At 71.9% G+C, this 16,954-nt stretch carries 18 protein-coding genes and 1 riboswitch; of the genes, 10 read left to right on the plus strand and 8 right to left on the minus strand.

The genetic code is table 11. The features are described 5' to 3' along the window. The first annotated feature begins 108 nt into the window (after window positions 1-108). The 3 genes from AB0I29_RS10205 to AB0I29_RS10215 are packed head-to-tail and all read left to right on the plus strand — an operon-like array spanning window position 109 to window position 3,130. A complete protein-coding gene (locus AB0I29_RS10205) occupies window positions 109-1,185 on the plus strand; it encodes a secretion protein HlyD (RefSeq protein WP_357481154.1) in 1,077 nt (358 codons plus the stop codon). Beyond that, window positions 1,182-1,949, plus strand: coding sequence for an ABC transporter ATP-binding protein (locus AB0I29_RS10210; RefSeq protein WP_357481157.1), 768 nt, complete (start codon window positions 1,182-1,184; stop codon window positions 1,947-1,949). The genes AB0I29_RS10205 and AB0I29_RS10210 overlap by 4 nt, the downstream gene beginning before the upstream one ends. After that, on the plus strand, window positions 1,946-3,130 hold the full coding sequence (locus AB0I29_RS10215) for an ABC transporter permease (protein WP_357481160.1): 1,185 nt from the start codon (window positions 1,946-1,948) through the stop codon (window positions 3,128-3,130). The genes AB0I29_RS10210 and AB0I29_RS10215 overlap by 4 nt, the downstream gene beginning before the upstream one ends. On the opposite strand, the gene AB0I29_RS10220 is transcribed toward AB0I29_RS10215, so the two are convergent. Beyond that, window positions 3,127-3,951, minus strand: coding sequence for an exodeoxyribonuclease III (locus tag AB0I29_RS10220; protein WP_285103203.1), 825 nt, complete (start codon window positions 3,949-3,951; stop codon window positions 3,127-3,129). The two genes, AB0I29_RS10215 and AB0I29_RS10220, sit on opposite strands and share 4 nt — an antisense overlap. 182 nt (window positions 3,952-4,133) lie before the next feature. On the opposite strand from AB0I29_RS10220, the gene AB0I29_RS10225 reads away from it, so the two are divergent. Together AB0I29_RS10225 and AB0I29_RS10230 are read left to right on the plus strand one after the other, a co-directional pair. Then, on the plus strand, window positions 4,134-4,862 hold the full coding sequence (locus tag AB0I29_RS10225) for an alpha/beta hydrolase (RefSeq protein ID WP_357481164.1): 729 nt from the start codon (window positions 4,134-4,136) through the stop codon (window positions 4,860-4,862). A gap of 56 nt (window positions 4,863-4,918) precedes the next feature. Continuing rightward, on the plus strand, window positions 4,919-5,575 hold the full coding sequence (locus AB0I29_RS10230) for a TRIC cation channel family protein (protein ID WP_357481167.1): 657 nt from the start codon (window positions 4,919-4,921) through the stop codon (window positions 5,573-5,575). Window positions 5,576-5,580: 5 nt separating this feature from the next. On the opposite strand, the gene AB0I29_RS10235 is transcribed toward AB0I29_RS10230, so the two are convergent. From AB0I29_RS10235 to glyA, 3 genes are all read right to left on the minus strand, one after another. Then, window positions 5,581-6,063, minus strand: a complete 483-nt coding sequence (locus AB0I29_RS10235; protein WP_285103197.1) for a VOC family protein — start codon at window positions 6,061-6,063, stop codon at window positions 5,581-5,583. Between the two features lie 165 nt (window positions 6,064-6,228). Continuing rightward, the gene (locus AB0I29_RS10240) at window positions 6,229-7,110 is read right to left on the minus strand and encodes a bifunctional methylenetetrahydrofolate dehydrogenase/methenyltetrahydrofolate cyclohydrolase (protein ID WP_285103195.1); all 882 of its coding nucleotides are present in this window, start codon (window positions 7,108-7,110) and stop codon (window positions 6,229-6,231) included. Between the two features lie 4 nt (window positions 7,111-7,114). Further along, the gene (glyA, locus tag AB0I29_RS10245; protein ID WP_285103193.1) at window positions 7,115-8,395 is read right to left on the minus strand and encodes a serine hydroxymethyltransferase; all 1,281 of its coding nucleotides are present in this window, start codon (window positions 8,393-8,395) and stop codon (window positions 7,115-7,117) included. Between the two features lie 98 nt (window positions 8,396-8,493). Next, a riboswitch (ZMP/ZTP riboswitch) is annotated at window positions 8,494-8,580 on the minus strand. 154 nt (window positions 8,581-8,734) lie between these two features. Here glyA and AB0I29_RS10250 point away from each other — a divergent pair. The 3 genes from AB0I29_RS10250 to AB0I29_RS10260 all read left to right on the plus strand — a co-directional run bounded on the left by AB0I29_RS10250 (window position 8,735) and on the right by AB0I29_RS10260 (window position 11,538). Next, complete coding sequence (locus tag AB0I29_RS10250; protein ID WP_357481172.1) at window positions 8,735-9,565, plus strand: hypothetical protein; 831 nt, start codon at window positions 8,735-8,737, stop codon at window positions 9,563-9,565. A gap of 162 nt (window positions 9,566-9,727) precedes the next feature. Continuing rightward, window positions 9,728-11,107: an FAD-dependent oxidoreductase gene (locus AB0I29_RS10255; protein WP_357481175.1), complete on the plus strand. Its 1,380-nt coding sequence runs from the start codon at window positions 9,728-9,730 to the stop codon at window positions 11,105-11,107. 38 nt (window positions 11,108-11,145) lie between these two features. After that, window positions 11,146-11,538 carry a PPOX class F420-dependent oxidoreductase gene (locus tag AB0I29_RS10260; protein WP_357481177.1) on the plus strand — a complete coding sequence of 131 codons (393 nt, stop codon included), beginning with the start codon at window positions 11,146-11,148 and terminating at the stop codon, window positions 11,536-11,538. 1 nt (window position 11,539) lies between these two features. On the opposite strand, the gene AB0I29_RS10265 is transcribed toward AB0I29_RS10260, so the two are convergent. Continuing rightward, a complete protein-coding gene (locus tag AB0I29_RS10265; protein WP_357481180.1) occupies window positions 11,540-12,049 on the minus strand; it encodes a GNAT family N-acetyltransferase in 510 nt (169 codons plus the stop codon). 89 nt (window positions 12,050-12,138) lie between these two features. Here AB0I29_RS10265 and AB0I29_RS10270 point away from each other — a divergent pair, with 89 nt between their 5' ends. Together AB0I29_RS10270 and purU are read left to right on the plus strand one after the other, a co-directional pair. Continuing rightward, window positions 12,139-12,738, plus strand: a complete 600-nt coding sequence (locus AB0I29_RS10270; protein ID WP_285103186.1) for a GNAT family N-acetyltransferase — start codon at window positions 12,139-12,141, stop codon at window positions 12,736-12,738. A gap of 9 nt (window positions 12,739-12,747) precedes the next feature. After that, on the plus strand, window positions 12,748-13,608 hold the full coding sequence (purU, locus tag AB0I29_RS10275) for a formyltetrahydrofolate deformylase (RefSeq protein ID WP_285103185.1): 861 nt from the start codon (window positions 12,748-12,750) through the stop codon (window positions 13,606-13,608). A gap of 19 nt (window positions 13,609-13,627) precedes the next feature. Here the strand turns inward: purU and AB0I29_RS10280 are convergent, their stop codons facing one another. From AB0I29_RS10280 to AB0I29_RS10290, 3 genes are read right to left on the minus strand one after another with little or no spacing between them, the layout of a single operon-like run. Continuing rightward, window positions 13,628-14,512, minus strand: coding sequence for a carbohydrate ABC transporter permease (locus tag AB0I29_RS10280; RefSeq protein WP_285103184.1), 885 nt, complete (start codon window positions 14,510-14,512; stop codon window positions 13,628-13,630). Then, window positions 14,512-15,387, minus strand: coding sequence for a sugar ABC transporter permease (locus AB0I29_RS10285; RefSeq protein WP_285103182.1), 876 nt, complete (start codon window positions 15,385-15,387; stop codon window positions 14,512-14,514). The genes AB0I29_RS10280 and AB0I29_RS10285 overlap by 1 nt, the downstream gene beginning before the upstream one ends. A 4-nt stretch (window positions 15,388-15,391) precedes the next feature. After that, entirely contained in the window at window positions 15,392-16,741 is a 1,350-nt protein-coding gene (locus AB0I29_RS10290; protein ID WP_285103180.1) for an extracellular solute-binding protein, read from the minus strand. Window positions 16,742-16,954 lie beyond the last annotated feature (213 nt).

Below are 16,954 nucleotides of genomic sequence, written 5' to 3' on the forward strand. Positions count from 1 at the left end.
CGTCCGCAAAGGCTTGGCTTCACCCCGTACTTTCATCCCCTTCCGGCCGGTACCTGCACTAGTGTCCAGCGGGCTGCCCTCTCACCGTCCCCGCCGCGAGGAGCCCCCATGGGTGCTGTCCGCCAGTACGTCTTCCCCACCGCCCGGATCATCATCTGGGCCGTGATCGCCGCCGCGCTCGTGGTCCTGGCGCTCAAGGGCGCCGAGCTCGACCCGCCGGACGCGCTGCAGCCCACGGGCGAGATCACCGAGGCGGTGATCCCCGTCGAGAAGGGCTCCGTCACCAACGCGGTCACGGTGCCGGCGTCCGTGGTCACCGACCCGCCGGTCGAGATCAAGGCCACCGCGAACGGCGTCATCGCCGAGATCCAGGTCGACGACGCCAAGGTCGACAAGGGCACCCGCGTCCTGTGGATCAAGAGCGAGGAGCCCGTCGAGCCCGTGGTCGAGGTCGACGACGAGACCGGCGAGGAGACCGTCACCGAGCAGGAGCCCAAGGTCACCTGGACCTCGGCCCTCGCGCCCGTGTCCGGCACCGTGGACGTCACGACGCTCAAGGACCAGGCGGTGGCCGTGGGCGAGGTCATCGGCACGATCTCGCCCGGGACCCTCTCGGTCTCCGGCACGCTGACCGCCGACCAGCAGTACCGGCTGGTCGGCGCCAAGGGCTCCGCGCAGGTGACGCTCAAGGGTGGGCCGGCGCCGTTCACGTGCACCGGGCTGACGATCGGCGAGGCGCCCGGCGGCGCGGCCGCGGCGGGCGGCGAGGAGGCGGCGGGCGCGCCCGAGGCGGCCACCGGCGCCGTCCACTGCTCCATCCCGCCCAAGGTCACGGCGTTCTCCGGCCTGGGCGCCGAGATCGAGATCACCAACGGCAACGCCAAGGACGTCGTCGTGGTGCCGGTCAGCGCGGTGCTCGGCACCTCCCAGACCGGCCGGGTGTGGACCGTCAAGGAGGAGGGCGCGGAGCCCGAGCCCCGCGACGTGACCCTGGGGCTGACCGACGGGCTGCAGGTCGAGGTCACCAAGGGCCTGAAGGCCGGCGAGCAGATCCTGGAGTTCACGCCCGTCGACGACGGCACGGAGGGCGGTGTCGACTGCGAGGACATGGCCGCCTACGACCAGGCGGCGATGGAGGGCGACATGGAGACCACGCAGGCGTTCGAGGAGGAGTGCTTCGGATGACCGCAACCCCGCTCGTCGACCTGCAGGGCGTCACCCGGCACGTGGAGCTCCCGGACGGGAGCACGCTGGAGATCCTCCGCGGGGTGGACCTGACGGTCGGCCCCGGTGAGCACGTGGCGATCGTCGGCCGCTCTGGCACCGGCAAGTCCACGCTGCTGAACATCCTGGGCCTGCTCGACTCACCCACCTCCGGCGAGTACCTCCTGGAGGGCGAGCCCGTCGGCCGGCTGCGGAGCCGGGCCCTGGCCCGCCGCCGGGGCGACGACTTCGGCTTCGTGTTCCAGCAGTTCAACCTGCTGCAGGGCCGGACGGCGCTCGAGAACGTCGCCGCGCCCCTGCTGTACGCGCGCGGCAAGCAGTTCTGGAACCGCACCAGGCTCGCCACGCGGTCCCTCGAACGCGTCGGGCTGGGCGCACGCCTCGACACCCGGCCCGAGAAGCTCTCGGGCGGCGAGCAGCAGCGGGTCGCCATCGCCCGCGCGCTCGTGCGCGGGCCGCGCGTCATCCTCGCCGACGAGCCCACGGGCGCGCTCGACGTCGAGACCGGGCAGGCGATCATGACCCTCCTGGACGACGCCGCGAGCGAGACCGGGGCTGCCCTGGTGACCATCACGCACGACCTGGCGATCGCGGCGCGCGCCGACCGCCAGTTCCGGCTGGCCGACGGCGTGCTGGTGCCCATCCACCTCGACGCTCCCGCGGCCGTGGCCGAGTCAACGCCGATGTCCGAGTCCGAGTCCGAGTCTGCTGGGATTCCCGCATGACCGGCGTCGTGGGCGCGATCGTCGAGGCCTGGGACGAGCTGCGGATCCACCGGGTCCGCGTGCTGCTCGCGCTGGTCGGCGTCGCCTGCGCCGTCACCGCGATCACCGGTATCACGGCCGCCGTGACGATGTTCGGCCAGGCCATGCAGGAGCAGAACGAGCGCATGTCGGGCCGCGACACCACGCTGGAGGCCTGGTCGATGGGTCCGGCCGAGGCCGGGACGACGCCGGCCGAGGTGGACGCGATCGTCGACGCCGTGGCCGAGCGGCACAAGATCTCGTACCACTCCGTGCGCGCGACCACCGACCTCGCGGTACGCGGCGGGGAGAGCGGGACCTACGTCGAGTGGTCGGCCGTCGACGTCGACAGCGGGATCATCACCCGTCAGGACCTCGAGGCGGGCCGCTGGTTCACCGAGTCCGACGCCGAGCGGCTGGCCCCCGTGCTCGTGGTGAACCAAGCCTTCCTGGACGCCTACGCCGACGGCGCCCCCGTGACCACGCACCCGAAGGTGGTGCTCGAGGGCGAGTCGCCCGTGGCCGCCACCGTGATCGGCGTGGTGCCCGTGCAGTGGAACGACGAGGGACCGCGCGCCCTGATGCTGTTCGACCAGGCGGTGCGCTGGTTCCCCGACCGGGTGATGGCCGACAGCTACCGGTTCTGGGTCCCGCCGGAGCTCGCCGACCGGTTCGCCGAGGTGCTGCCCCGCGACCTGGCGGCGGCGGGCGTCCCGTTCGACGTGCAGAAGCCGATGGCGGACGCGCTGGTGGTCGACCGCGTGCTGCAGTACCTGGTGCTCGGGGTCGGCGGGTTCGCGCTGCTCCTGGGCGGGCTCGGGCTGCTCAACATCGCGCTGGTCACCGTGCGCTACCGCATCCGGGAGATCGGCATCCGGCGGTCCTTCGGGGCCACCAGCGGGCGGGTGTTCTTCGGCGTGCTCATGGAGTCGGTGGTCGCCACCACCGTGGCGGGTGTGGTCGGCGTGGTGATCGCGGTGGCCGTGATCAAGAACATCCCGATCGACCGCATCTTCGGCCGGCCGCTCGACGACCTGCCGGGCTTCCCGTTCGACGCCGCCCTGGTCGGCATGGCGTGCGCCGTCGGGATCGGGGCGCTGGCCGGCCTGATCCCGGCGATCTACGCGGTGCGGGTCAAGGTGATCGACGCGATCCGCTACTAGAGCTCGTAGGTCGCCACGACCGGGGCGTGGTCGCTCCAGCGCTCGGCGTAGGTGGGCGCCCGGTCGACCTCGACCTTGCGGCAGGCGCCCGCGAGGGCCGGGTTGGCGAGCTGGTAGTCGATGCGCCAGCCGGAGTCGTTGTCGAACGCCGCGCCGCGCCACGACCACCACGTGTACGGGCCGGGGCCGTCACCCGCGTGGGAGCGGCCCAGGTCCGTCCACCGGTGCTCATCGAGCCAGCGGGTCACGTACGCTCGCTCCTCGGGGAGGAAGCCGGCGCTTTTCTGGTTGCCCTTCCAGTTCTTGATGTCCACGTTCTGGTGGGCGATGTTGAGGTCGCCCGCCACGACCGCCGGGACCTGCGCCGCGGAGAGCTCGGCGAGCCGCGCCGTCACCTTCTCCAGGTAGGCGTACTTGGCCACCATCGTGTGCTCCTGGCCCGGGTTGGTGGACCCGGAGTGCAGGTAGGCGGAGACGGCCGTGAGCGTGCCGCCGTCGGGCAGGCGCACGTCGGCCTCGACCCAGCGGCCGGTGTCGGCGCCGGTCTCCGCGGCGCCGTCGGGCCCGTGGGTCGCGAGCCCCGTGCGGACGTCGCCGAGCGGCAGCCGGGACGCGACGAGCACCCCGGCGCGGCCCTTGACCTCGCTCTCCGCGTGCGCGACGTGCCAGCCGTCGAGCACCTCACGGACCAGCTTGTCGGGCGCCCGCACCTCCTGCAGCAGCAGGACGTCCGGCGTGCGGGTGGCGATCCAGGACTCGATGCCGCGGCGGACGGCGGCACGGATCCCGTTGACATTGGCGGTGGCGACGATCAGGGGCACCGGGAGAGCCTAACGGCCACCTCTGACAGAGGCGGATCACGCGCCCCGCCGGCGTCTGCTCATCGGCGAACTCTTGCTCGGCCATCCGGCATGCAATATATTGGATGCCGGATGCGTTACGCGGGGGGAACGAAGACACCAGGTCTTCGACCAAGCAGGACCGATCCCAGAGAGAGGGCATCATGAACACCACCGCCACGAAGCAGACCATCGTCCTGGTCCACGGCGCCTACGCCGACTCGTCGAGCTGGAACGGCTCGATCACGGCACTTCGCCAGGCCGGCCACCGCGTGATCACGGTCGCCAACCCGCTCCGCGAGCTGGAGCAGGACGCGCAGTACCTGCGTGACGTGCTCGCGACGATCGACGGACCCGTCGTCATCGCCGGCCACTCCTACGGCGGGCACGTGATGAGCCACGCGGCCGAGGGCAACCCGAACGTGACCGCCCTGGTCTACGTCGCAAGCTTCCTCGCGGAGCCCGGTGAGAGCCTGGTCGACCTCGTCGAGAAGTTCCCCGGGGCCAGGCTCGGCGGCGCGGCGCAGCCGTTCCCGTACACCACGCCCGAGGGCACGACGGCCACGGAGCTCTACATCGACCCCGCGCAGTTCCACGAGCTGTTCGCGGGTGACGTCGACGCGACCACGGCGGAGCACATGGCCGCCACGCAGCGTCCGCTCGGGCTCGCCGCCTTCGAGGCGCCGGCCAGTACCGCCGCCTGGAAGTCGATCCCGTCGTGGGTGCTCTCGGCGACGAAGGACCTCGCCGTCCCCGCGGAGCTCTCGCGCTTCATGGCCGAGCGCGCGGGCGCCACGCTCGTCGAGGTCGACGCCTCGCACGCCGTGACGGTCTCCCAGCCGGAGTCCGTGACGGACGTGATCCTCGAGGCCGCGCGGACCACCGCCCGCTGAACCCGTTCCGCCGCGCACCATGCGGTGCGCGGCGAGCACGGAGAACGAGCACCCGCATGGACACGATCATCCCCTTCGGCATCCCGCTCTGGGCCGAGCTCGCGGCGGTGGCACTGGGCGCGCTCCAGGGCGCGCTGTTCGCCGGCGCGTTCACCGACCGCCGCATCGACGTGCTGGGCACGGTGCTCGTCGGCATCGGGGTGGCGCTCGGCGGCAGCCTGCTGCGCGACATCCTGCTCGGCGAGCCGCCCGTGGTGATCTACGGGCCCTGGTACGTGCTCGTCGCGGCTGTCGCGGCCCTGGTCGGGCTGTCGCTGCGGCGGCTGTTCGACCGCCTCGACCCCGTCATCATCCCGCTGGACGCCGTCGTCATCGGCCTGTTCGGCGCGATCGGCACCTCGAAGGCCCTCGCCCTCGGGGTGCCTGCCGTCCCGGCGGTGTTCGTCGGCGCGGCGGCGGCCGTCGGCGGCTCCGTGCTCCGCGACGTGACCCTCAACCTCCCGGTCGCCCTGCTGCACGTCGGGTCGCTCTACGCGGTCGCTGCCGCGAGCGGCGCCGCACTGCTCGTGGCGCTCGTGGCGCTCGGGGTCCCCGCGCTCTGGGCCGCCGTCGCCGCCGTGGTGCTCACCGCTCTGGTGCGGCTGCTCGCCGTGCGTTACGACTGGAGGTTCCCCGAGCAGCAGGCCCTGGTCGTGCGACGCCGGCCGCGCTGAGCCTCCTACGCGGCGTCGTGCGCGGCCTGCAGCGCGGCGACGTCGATCTTGCCCATCGTCAGCATCGCGTTCATCGTGGCGATCTCGGCCGGCGTCGCGTACGAGCCGCTGAGCCGTTCGAGCTCCTTGGGGATCACCTGCCACGACACCCCGAACTTGTCCTTGCACCAGCCGCAGGCACCGGGTTCGCCGCCGTCGGCGGTCAGCACGTCCCAGTAGTGGTCGACCTCGTCCTGCCCCTCGACGGACAGGTAGAACGAGAACGCCTCGTCGAGCGTGAAGTGCGGTCCGGCGTTCAGCCCGATCACAGGCTGGCCCGCCACCGTGAACTCCACGACGAAGTCCGTGCCCGCCTCGGCACCCGGAGCGTTCTCCGGCGCCTTGACCACCCGCTCGACCGACGAGCCCGGGATGTGCTCGGCGTAGAACGCGGCCGCCTCGCCCGCCCTGTTGTTCCCGAACCAGAGATGGGTCCGCACACTCACCATGATGTCCTCCTGAGTCGGTCGGGGCCGTCCTCGGCCCCAGCATCAACTCTTCAGACGCCGCGGCAACCCGCAACTCATCGCCGCGGGCAGCCCGGGTCGCCGAGAACAGCGGTTGCTGCCAGTGAGCGGGCCCGCCTGGCAGCAACCGCTGTGGTCAACCCGAGCTCAGGCCAGCGAGCGCTCCGCCGACTCCACCACGTTCGCCAGCAGCATCGCCCGCGTCATGGGACCGACGCCGCCCGGGTTGGGCGACACCCAGCCCGCGATCTCGGCGGCCTCGGGCGAGACGTCGCCGACGACCCGCGACTTGCCCGTCTCCGGGTTGATCTCGCGGGAGACGCCGACGTCGATGAGCACGGCGCCCGGCTTGACCATGTCACCGGACACGATGCCCTTGACGCCCGCGGCGGCCACGACGACGTCGGCCCGCCGGACCAGGGCGGCGAGGTCCTGCGTGCCGGTGTGCGTCAGGGTGACCGTCGCGTTGACGGCGCGCCGCGTGAGCAGCAGGCCGATCGGGCGGCCCACGGTGACGCCGCGGCCCAGCACCACGATCTCCTTGCCGGCGAGCTTGATGCCGTGCCGCTCCACCAGCTCGATGATGCCGCGCGGCGTGCAGGGCAGCGAGGACGTGATCTCCTCGTTGACCCGCAGCACCAGGCGCCCCAGGTTCGTGGGGTGCAGGCCGTCGGCGTCCTTGTCGGGGTCGACGAGCTCCAGCACGCGGTTGGTGTCGATGCCCTGGGGCAGCGGGAGCTGGACGATGTACCCGGTGCAGGCCGGGTCCTCGTTCAGCCGGCGTACCGCGGCCTCGATCTCCTCCTGCGTGGCCGTGGCCGGGAGGTCCTCCCGGATCGACGCGATGCCGACCTCGGCGCAGTCGCGGTGCTTGCCCGCCACGTACCACTGCGAGCCGGGGTCCTCGCCGACCAGCAGCGTGCCGAGCCCCGGCACGACGCCGCGCTCGCGCAGTGCCGTGACGCGGTCCTTGAGCTCCGCCTTGATCGCGGCGGCCGTGGCCTTCCCGTCCAGGATCTGTGCGGTCATCGGCTCAGAGCCCCGGGTAGAGCGGGAACGCGGCGGTGAGCTTCTCGACCCGCGCCGAGAGGGCGTCGACGTCGGTCGCGGCGCCGTCCTTCAGGGCCGTCGCGATGATGTCGGCGACCTCGGTGAACTCGGCGTCGCCGAACCCGCGGGTGGCGAGCGCCGGCGTGCCGATCCGCAGGCCCGAGGTGACGCGCGGGGGGCGCGGGTCGAACGGGACGGCGTTGCGGTTCACGGTGATCCCGGCGTCGTGCAGGAGGTCCTCGGCCTGCTGCCCGTCGAGCTGGGAGTTGCGCAGGTCCACGAGCACCAGGTGCACGTCGGTGCCGCCGGTGAGCACGGACGCTCCGGCCGCGGCGACGTCGGGCTGCGAGAGGCGCTCGGCGATGATCGACGCACCCCGCAGCGTGCGCTCCTGGCGGTCCTTGAAGGACTCGGTCGCGGCGACCTTGAACGAGACGGCCTTGGCGGCGATCACGTGCATGAGCGGGCCGCCCTGCTGGCCCGGGAACACCGCGGAGTCGATCTTCTTGGCGTACTCCTCCTTGGAGAGGATGAAGCCGGAGCGCGGCCCGCCGATCGTCTTGTGCACGGTCGAGGAGACGACGTCGGCGTACGGCACCGGGGACGGGTGCAGACCCGCCGCGACGAGACCGGCGAAGTGCGCCATGTCGACCCAGAGCTTGGCGCCGACCTCGTCCGCGACCTCGCGGAACGCGGCGAAGTCGAGGTGACGCGGGTACGCGGACCAGCCGGCGATGATGACGTCGGGGCGGTGCTCCAGCGCCTTCTTGCGCACCTCGTCCATCTCGATGCGGTAGGACTGCGGGTCCACGCCGTAGGCGCCGACGTCGTACAGCTTGCCGCTGAAGTTGATCCGCATGCCGTGCGTGAGGTGGCCGCCGTGGGCCAGCTCGAGGCCGAGGATCTTGTCGCCCGCGTTGATCAGGGCGTGCAGCACCGCGGCGTTGGCCTGGGCACCGGAGTGCGGCTGGACGTTGGCGTGCTCGGCGCCGAACAGGTCCTTGGCACGGGCGATCGCCAGGTTCTCGGCGATGTCCACCTGCTCGCAGCCGCCGTAGTAGCGGCGCCCCGGGTAGCCCTCGGCGTACTTGTTGGTCAGGACCGAGCCCTGGGCCTCCAGGACGGCGCGCGGCACGAAGTTCTCGGACGCGATCATCTCGAGCGTGTCGCGCTGGCGGGCCAGCTCACCGGTCAGGACGGCGGCGATCTCGGGGTCGAGCTCGGCGAGCGGGGTGGCGAGCGGGTCGGGGGTCGATGCGCTCATGGCTCCTCGATTCATGCGGGACGGGGAATGGTCGGACGGCGGTGGAGGGCACACGCGCCGCGACACGACTGGACCGGGCGTGCACCTCTCACAAGGTGACCCAGGGCCCAGGCGAACGACCCGTCGTCGGCATGACTCGTCGCTCCCCGGTGGTGATCCACCTGACGCCAGTCGCGACCCGAAGATCGTAGCAGCGGCGGCCGGAGCCCGTCCCGCGCGGCCACCACGCGCCCACCGTGCACCCGCCAGGCGTCCGGCCACCGGCCAGGAACCGCGGGATTGCAGCGAAAGTACCTGAGACCCTTTTGCGATTCACCCCGACGTCGCTACTGTGCGGCCATGCCCTCCCCCGTGTCACCGGACGCAGGCGTTCCGGAGCACCAGCCAGACCCGCGCCGCCGCTCCGGCCAGTTCGAGCCGGTCCAGCGCTCCAGCCAGTTCCAGCCCGTCCAGCGCTCCAGCCAGTTCCAGCCGCGGACCGGTCAGTTCCCGGCCCGGACCGGCGCGACCCCGCTGCCGCCCGGCCGGACCCAGCCGCCCGGCCCGGACGTGCCGTCCGGCGGGGGCGGCGTGGCCGACGGCAAGAAAGGCCGGCGCAAGGGCGGAGGTCGGCGGGACTGGATCTGGTCCGTCGTCGCCTTCCTCGTCGCCGCCGGCGTGATCGTCGCCGTGGGCGTGCACTTCTTCGGGCCCGACGGCACGGACGACGCCGCCGCCGCGTGGGCGGTCGACGCCTGTGCCGGACCCGACCCGTCGCCCTCGGCCACAGCAGGGGCCGACACCTACCGCCCCCTGCTGTGCGACGACCCCGACGCCACGGTCTCGATCCTCGAGATCCAGGACGCGGTGTCGCTGGCGCAGCTGCACTGCCCGGCCGGCACCGACGTCGTCTTCCAGAAGGACGGCCAGGCCGGCGGCGAGACGCAGGCGGTGTGCGCGCGCAACCTGGCCGACGACCACCCCGGGGACCCGGGCAAGGGCGGCGGACAGCTCGTGAGCGGCGACTGCGTGGACGGCAACGGCGGCGAGCTCGCCTGCTCGTCGGACGGCGCGCGCAAGGTCACGGCGCTCATCGTCAGCGGGATGGAGTGCCCCGAGGGCACCCAGGACAAGCTCGAGCTCGGGTACGACGCAGCCCGCAGCTTCGAGACGGTCTGCCTCGCCGGCTGAGCTCTGACCGGCGGCGTCATCCAGTGCTCACCCAGCCGAAACCAGCATTCATCGGGCATTGGCTAGATTTGCGACATGGGGCACCGGCGGCAGACTGTCTTCGAGCGTAACGTTCCGGCCAGGTCTGTCGTCGACCATGCCCTGGCCAGGACACGTCAAGCGGTGTTCTGGCAGGACGACCTGGGTGAGCCCGCGGCCTACCCTGCCCTGTCGGCCCGGGTGCGGGCCGACGTCGCCGTGGTCGGCGCCGGGTACGCCGGGCTGTGGGCGGCGCTGCGGGCCAGGCAGCGCCATCCCGGCGCGCGCGTGGTGCTGATCGAGGGCAGGTCCGTCGGCTGGGCCGCGTCGGGCCGCGGCCCCGGGTTCTGCGGGGCACGCCTCACGCACGGCGGACGGCCCGACGCCGACGAGCGCGCCGCGCTGACCCGGCTCGGCCAGGAGCACCTGGCGGCCGTCGGCTCCGCCGTGGCCGAGCTGGGCCTGGACTGCCCGTGGGAGCGCACCGGCGTGGTCGACCTGGCCGTGGAGCCCCACCAGATCGACTGGCTGCAGGACGCAGCGGGCGCCGCCGCCCGGGCCGGCGCACCGCACACCCTGCTCGACCGGGCCAAGGTGCGCGCCGAGATCGCCAGCCCCACCTACGAGGCCGGCCTGGTCCGCCCCGACGCCGTCGCGCTCACGCACCCCGCGCGGCTGGCCGCCGAGCTGGCGCGGGCGGCGAGCGCGCTCGGCGTCGAGATCTTCGAGCACACGCGGGTGACCCGGCTGGTGCCGCCGGGCCGGGGCGCGCACGGCGACGTCGTCCTGCGCACCACCTCGCCCGCGGGCGAGGCCGCCGTGCGGGCGGACCGCGTGGTGCTCGGGACGGGCGCGTTCCCGGCCCTGCTGCGGCGCTACCGCCGGCACACCGTGCCGGTGTACGACTACGCGATAGCGACGGAGCCGCTGTCCGCCGAGCTGCTGGGCGCCATCGGCTGGCGCGGCCGGCAGGGGCTGCGGGACCTGGCCCACCGGGCCCACCGCTACCGGCTCACGGCCGACGACCGGATCGTGTTCGGCGGGCACGACGCCGTCTACCACTACGGCGGCCGCGTGCGCCGCGCGTACGAGAACCGGCCGGAGGCCTCCCGGCGTCTCGCCGAGCACCTGCTGACGACGTTCCCCCAGCTCGAGGGCGTCCGCCTCACGCACCGCTGGGCCGGCGCGGCCGGCGTCACCACCGGTTGCGGCCCGTTCCTCGGTCAGGCCGCAGGCGGCCGCGTGCAGCACGTGGCGGGGTTCGCCGGACTCGGCGTCGTCGCGACGCACTTCGCGGCGGAGGTGGCGCTGGACCGGTTCGACGTGCTCGACGGCGCCGCGGAGACCGAGCGCTCCGCGCTCCGCACCCTGCGGCAGGTCCCGGCCCCGTTCCCGCCGGAACCGGTCACGGCGGCCGGGCTCCGCGCCGTGGGCCGGTCGCTGGACGGCGCCGACCACGGCCACGGACGCCGCGACGTGCTGCTCCGGTCCCTGGACGCGCTTGGCCTGGGCCGCGATACCTGATTGGCTGCGGCGAACACCCGACGTCGAAGGAGCACGAAGTGGCCAAGCCCCCGGTCCCCGAGCACATCGCGAAGGTCCTCGAACGCCCGAACCACGCGGTCATGGCGACCGTCCGGCCCGACGGCGCGCCCGTGTCGGTGGCCACCTGGTACCTGTACGAGGACGGCCGGGTGCTGCTGAACCTCGACGGCACGCGCAAGCGCCTGGACCACCTGCGGATGGACCCGCGCGTGTCCCTCACGGTGCTGGACTCCGAGAACTGGTACCGGCACGTGAGCCTCCAGGGCCGCGTGACTATCACGCCCGACGAGGGCCTGGCCGGCATCGACCGGCTCTCCGTCCACTACGGCGGCAAGCCCTACCCGAACCGCGAGAACCCGCGGTTCGACGCGTGGATGGAGATCGAGTCCTTCCACGCGTGGGGCTTCTGACCTACTTCTCCTGCGGCACGGGCTGCGTGCCCGCGGCGCCGAGCACACGGCGCAGGTAGGTGTAGGTCAGGTCGCCCGCGGACTTGTCGTACTGCTCCTCGTACCCGTGCTTGGTGTACAGCGCGAGGTTCTGCTTGGAGTCCTTGCCGGTGAAGACCCAGATCTCCGTGGTCTGCTCCGGCAGGTAAGGGAGCACGGCGAACAGCATCTCGGTGCCGATGCCGCGGGCCTGCTTGTCCGGGGCCACGGCGAGGCGGCCGAGGGTCGCCTTCTCGCCCTCGATCTCGACGCGCACCGAGCCGATCATCCGGTGGCCCTCCCACGCGCCGATCGTCACCACGTCGTCCCGCGCCAGGTCCTCGCGCAGCTCGGCGAGCGTCTGGGTCAGCGGGGGGATGTTCGGGTCGTCGTACAGCTGGGCCTCGGTGACGAACGCGGCACGGCGCAGCGTGAGGAGCTCGCCCGCATGGTCGTCCTCGACCAGGGCGATCGTCGTGGTGGAGTTGCTCATGGGTCCATGGTGGCAGAGGTGACACGCCCCGGTCGACGGCGACCACGGTCCGGTCGGGCGTGTCGGTGACCCGGCGTAGGTTCGGGGGCATGGAGCACATCGAGGTGCGGCCCGCCCTCGGGCGGTACGACGACTTCTACGAGGTGGTCGGCGTCAAGAAGCCGGGCGGCAAGGGCTGCTGGTGCATGGCCTACCGGGACAGCCGCGTCGCGCAGGAGGACCGCCCCGGTTACATGCGGGACCAGTGCGCCACCGAGCCCGGCCCCGGCGTCCTGGTGTACGTGGACGACGTCGTCGCGGGCTGGTGCTCGGTCGCGCCCCGCTCCACGTACCGGCGGCTCATGAACACGCGCACCATCCCGTTCGTCGACGACCGCGACGCCTGGGTGGCGGTGTGCTTCGTGGTCCGCGCGGGGTTCCGGAGACGTGGGCTGATGCACCACCTCCTGGCCGGGGCCGTCGAGCACGCCCGGGCCCACGGCGCCGAGGTGGTCGAGGGGTACCCGGTCGACGCCGGCGCGGAGCGGGTCGACGTGATCAGCGGGTACGTCGGCACGGTGCGCATGTTCGAGGCGGCGGGCTTCGAGCGGGCGGCCGAGACCGGCGGCGTGAGCGGCGGCCGACGGCGCTGGGTGATGCGCCGCGAGCTCTCACGGGACGACATCCCGCCGGTCGCCGCGCCGGGTTAGCCTGACCGCGTGAACGACGCGACCGCTGCCACCCACTGGATCCTGACCCTGTCCTGCCCGGACCAGCCGGGAATCGTGCACGCGGTGGCCGGGATGCTCGCGGAGCACGGCGGCAACATCACGGAGTCGCAGCAGTTCGGCGACCCGGCGTCGGGCCTCTTCTTCATGCGCGTACAGGTCGAGTCGACGGCGTCGCGCGACGAGCTCACCGCCGCGATGACGCAGGTGGCGGGCCGGTTCCAGATGACGTGGACGCTCGACGTCGTGGGCCGGCGGATCCGCACGCTCGTCATGGTCTCCAAGGCCGCGCACTGCCTCGTGGACCTGCTGTACCGGGAGCGGTCGCAGCGCATGCCGATCGACGTGGTCGGCGTGGTGGGCAACCACCGCGACCTGGAGGACATCGCCGCGTTCTACGGCAAGCCGTTCCACCACGTGCCCGTCACCAAGGACACCAAGGCCGAGGCGGAGGCCACGCTGCGCGGCCTGGTCAAGGAGACCGACGCCGAGCTCGTGGTGCTGGCCCGGTACATGCAGATCCTGTCCGACGAGCTGTGCCGCGACCTCAGCGGGCAGGTCATCAACATCCACCACTCGTTCCTGCCGTCGTTCAAGGGCGCGGGGCCGTACCGGCAGGCGCACGACCGCGGCGTCAAGATCATCGGCGCCACGTCGCACTACGTGACCGGCGACCTCGACGAGGGCCCGATCATCGAGCAGGACGTCGAGCGCGTGGACCACTCCCGCACGGTCGAGGACCTGGTGGGCATCGGCGAGGACGTCGAGCGCCGCACCCTGGCCCGCGCCGTCCGCTGGCACGCGGAGCGCCGGGTGCTGCTGGACGGCCGCCGCACGGTCGTCTTCCGCTGACCGGGCGGCGGCCGTCCCGTCAGCCCTTGACCGCGCCCGCCAAGGCGAAGGCCGAGCCCGAGATGCGGGTGACCAGCACGTACAGGCCGAGCACTGGCGCGGCGTACAGCAGCGAGTACGCGGCGAGCTGTCCGTAGGCGACCGACCCGTACTGGCCGAAGAACGCGAAGATGCTCACGGCCGCCGGCTGCTTCTCCGGGGAGAGCAGCAGCACGAACGGGACGAAGAAGTTCCCCCACGCCTGCACGAACACGAAGATGAACACCACCGCGATGCCCGGCCGCATGAGCGGCAGCACCACGCGGCGCAGCGCCTGCATCGCGGACGCCCCCTCGGTCCACGCCGCCTCCTCCAGCGAGATCGGCACCGAGTCCATGAAGTTCTTGGTCATCCAGATCGCCATGGGCAGCGACGTCGCCGCCATGAAGAAGATGGTTCCCGGCAGCGAGTCGAGCAGGTTGAGCTGCACGAACAGCGCGTACACGGGGACCATGATCGCCGTGATCGGCAGGCAGGTGCCGAACAGCACCGAGTACAGGAAGTACTTGCCGAATCGCATGCGGTACCGCGACAAGGGGTAGGCCGCGAGCACCGCGACCACCACCGTGATGGCCCCCGACCCCGCGGACAGCACGAACGCGTTCCACAGCGGCAGCCAGGTGAGCTCCGGCGTCATGATCGCCGCGAAGTTCGCGGTGGTCACGGCGTCGGGCAGCCCGAAGGAGAGCGTGGCCTGGGCGTCGAACGACGCGACCACCACCCACGCCATCGGGAGCACGAAGCACAGGGCGATCACCAGCAGCACCACGTTGGCGGCCACCTTGGTCGCCGTGCCGCGGGGCGCGGCCAGCGTGCCGAGGCCGCTCCGGGCCGGCGCGGCGGGCCTCGTCATCGTGTCCGTCATCAGTCCACCTCCGGTCGGAGCGCGCGGATGTAGATCACGGAGAAGATCCCGCCCACGATGATCATCACGGTCGCGATGGCCGTGCCGTAGCCGACCTGCGCGAACTTGAACGCCTCCTGGTAGGCCAGGATCGGCAGGGTCGAGCTGTCGGTGCCGGGTCCGCCGCCCGTCATCACGTAGATGAGCGTGAACACGGACAGGGTCTGCAGCGTGGTGAGCATCAGGTTGGTCGAGATGCTCCGCCTGATGACCGGGAGAGTCACCCAGGCGAGCCGCTGCAGCCCGTTGGCGCCGTCGAGCTGGGCGGCCTCGGTGAGCTCGGGCGGTACCTCCGCGAGCGCGGCCGAGTAGACCATCATCGAGAAGGCCGTGCCGCGCCAGATGTTGGCGAGGATCACCGCGAGCATCGGGGTGGAGTAGAGCCAGTCCGGCCCCGTGATCCCGATGCCGCCGAGCAGCGTGTTGAGCGTGCCCTCGGAGTGGAAGAACGCGTACGCGGCGAACGCCGCGACGATCTCGGGCAGCACCCACGCGGCCACGACGACCGTCGAGGCGATCGAGCGCACCGGCTTGACCGCCGAGCGGAGCAGGCCGGCCAGGGCGATGCCCATGACGTTCTGCCCCACCACGGCGGAGAGGAACACGAACACGACGGTGAGCCACAGCGACTTGGGGAAGTCGGGGTCGCCGATCAGCGCCACGTAGTTGTCGAACCCGATCCACTCCGGGTTCAGGGCGGTGGGCCCGGTGAGCGCGGTGTTCGTGAACGAGCCGTAGAACGACCAGATCACGGGGCCGAGCATGAAGAGCGCGAGCAGGACGACGGCGGGCGCGAGCGGAACCACCCGCGCCACGCCGCGGGACGAGACGGCCATCAGGTCAGCCCTGGACCGTGTTCTCTTCGCCGACGATGCCCGTCACCGCTTCGTCGTACGCAGCCGCCGCCTCCTCCGGTGTCTGCTGGCCGGTCATCACGGCCTCCATCGCGACCATGATCTCGTTGGAGACCTTCGGGTAGTCCGACGTCGCGGGCCGGAAGTTGGTCACGTCGACGAGGCCGGTGAAGAACTCGGTGGTCGGGTTCGTCGCGGTGTACTCCGGGTCCTCGGCGACGTCCGTCCGCACCGCGATCTGGCTGTTCGCGACATCGAACCAGAGGGAGTTTTCGCGGTTCAGCGCCATCGAGATGAACTCGAACGCGGCGTCCGGGTTCTTGGAGCCGGAGCCCATCGCGAGGGTCCAGCCGCCCGACATGCTCACGGCGCCCGGGTCGGCGCCGTCCTGGGTGGGCATCGGGGCGGTGCCCATCTTCTCGGACCACTCGGGCCACGGCGCGACGCCGGACTCGAGCCAGTTGCCCGCCACCCACGAGCCGTCGAGCGCGATGCCGACCTTGCCCTCGGGCAGCCACTCGGCCTGCACGGTGTTGCCGATGTTGGTGTCGAGCGCCTGCTGCGGCGTCGGCGCGAGCCCCTCGGTGAACACGGTGGTGATGAAGTCGAGGCTGTCGACGAAGCCCTGGGAGCCGAGCACCCACTTGCCGTCCTCGTAGAGGGTGTCGCCGGTGCCGTACAGCAGCATCTCGAAGCCCTGCATCACCGCGGCCTCGCCCTGGGGCTTGCCGGAGTACATGTTGAACGGGACCACGTCGGGGTCGGACTCCTTGATGGCCCGGGCCGCCTCCAGCAGCTCGTCCCACGACTTCGGCGCCCAGTCCTCGGGCAGGCCCGCCTTGGCGAGCACGTCCTTGTTGAACCAGAGACCGCGCGTGTCGGTGCCCATGGAGACGCCGTAGGTCTTGCCGTCGTCGCCCGCGCCCGCCTCCTTGGCGCTGTCGACGAACTGGTCCCACTCGTCCCACTCGGCCAGGTAGTCGTCCAGCGGCGCCAGGTACCCGGCCTCGACGTCGGACTTGATCATGTACGTGTCCTCGTACATGACGTCCGGCGCGGTGCTGGGCGACCGGTTCATCAGGGCGAGCTTGGTGAAGTAGTCGTTCTGCTGCGCCTCGATGGGCACCAGCTCGACGGTGATGCCGGGGTTGGCCTTCTCGTAGTCGGCCTTGACGTCCTTGAACAGCTCGTCGGCCTGCGTGAAGTTGCCGAACTTCTGGTAGGCCACCTTGATCGTGGAGGAGTCCGAGCCGCCTCCGCCGGAGCCGCAGGCACCGAGCGAGAGGGCGAGTGCCGCTGCAGTGACGGGTGCGATGAGGAATCGTGCCGTGCGCATGAAGCTCCCTTGCGTCGTGCGAACCCGGCAACGCCGCCGGGCCAACTGACGCACACGATTCACCCCTGGCGGGCCCGAGTCAAGGGACTCCGCCGAAGAGATGTCAGCGCTGTCACCGACCGCTGCCGAGAGGAGGCGCTGAGCAGCCGCTCACCAGGCGGGCGACGACCGTGACTTCAGGCGTCACGGTCGCCGCCCGCCTGGTGAGCGGCT

The organism is Promicromonospora sp. NPDC050262 (genome assembly GCF_040655935.1).
Taxonomy (GTDB): Bacteria; Actinomycetota; Actinomycetes; order Actinomycetales; family Cellulomonadaceae; genus Promicromonospora.

Coding starts and splice junctions, on each gene's coding strand:
- AB0I29_RS10205 (WP_357481154.1), top strand. CDS start 109: ATGGGTGCTGTCCGCCAGTACGTCTTCCCCACCGCCCGGATCATCATC.
- AB0I29_RS10210 (WP_357481157.1), top strand. CDS start 1,182: ATGACCGCAACCCCGCTCGTCGACCTGCAGGGCGTCACCCGGCACGTG.
- AB0I29_RS10215 (WP_357481160.1), top strand. CDS start 1,946: ATGACCGGCGTCGTGGGCGCGATCGTCGAGGCCTGGGACGAGCTGCGG.
- AB0I29_RS10225 (WP_357481164.1), top strand. CDS start 4,134: ATGAACACCACCGCCACGAAGCAGACCATCGTCCTGGTCCACGGCGCC.
- AB0I29_RS10230 (WP_357481167.1), top strand. CDS start 4,919: ATGGACACGATCATCCCCTTCGGCATCCCGCTCTGGGCCGAGCTCGCG.
- AB0I29_RS10235 (WP_285103197.1), bottom strand. CDS start 6,063: ATGGTGAGTGTGCGGACCCATCTCTGGTTCGGGAACAACAGGGCGGGC.
- AB0I29_RS10240 (WP_285103195.1), bottom strand. CDS start 7,110: ATGACCGCACAGATCCTGGACGGGAAGGCCACGGCCGCCGCGATCAAG.
- glyA (WP_285103193.1), bottom strand. CDS start 8,395: ATGAGCGCATCGACCCCCGACCCGCTCGCCACCCCGCTCGCCGAGCTC.
- AB0I29_RS10250 (WP_357481172.1), top strand. CDS start 8,735: ATGCCCTCCCCCGTGTCACCGGACGCAGGCGTTCCGGAGCACCAGCCA.
- AB0I29_RS10265 (WP_357481180.1), bottom strand. CDS start 12,049: ATGAGCAACTCCACCACGACGATCGCCCTGGTCGAGGACGACCATGCG.
- AB0I29_RS10270 (WP_285103186.1), top strand. CDS start 12,139: ATGGAGCACATCGAGGTGCGGCCCGCCCTCGGGCGGTACGACGACTTC.
- AB0I29_RS10280 (WP_285103184.1), bottom strand. CDS start 14,512: ATGACGGACACGATGACGAGGCCCGCCGCGCCGGCCCGGAGCGGCCTC.
- AB0I29_RS10285 (WP_285103182.1), bottom strand. CDS start 15,387: ATGGCCGTCTCGTCCCGCGGCGTGGCGCGGGTGGTTCCGCTCGCGCCC.
- AB0I29_RS10290 (WP_285103180.1), bottom strand. CDS start 16,741: ATGCGCACGGCACGATTCCTCATCGCACCCGTCACTGCAGCGGCACTC.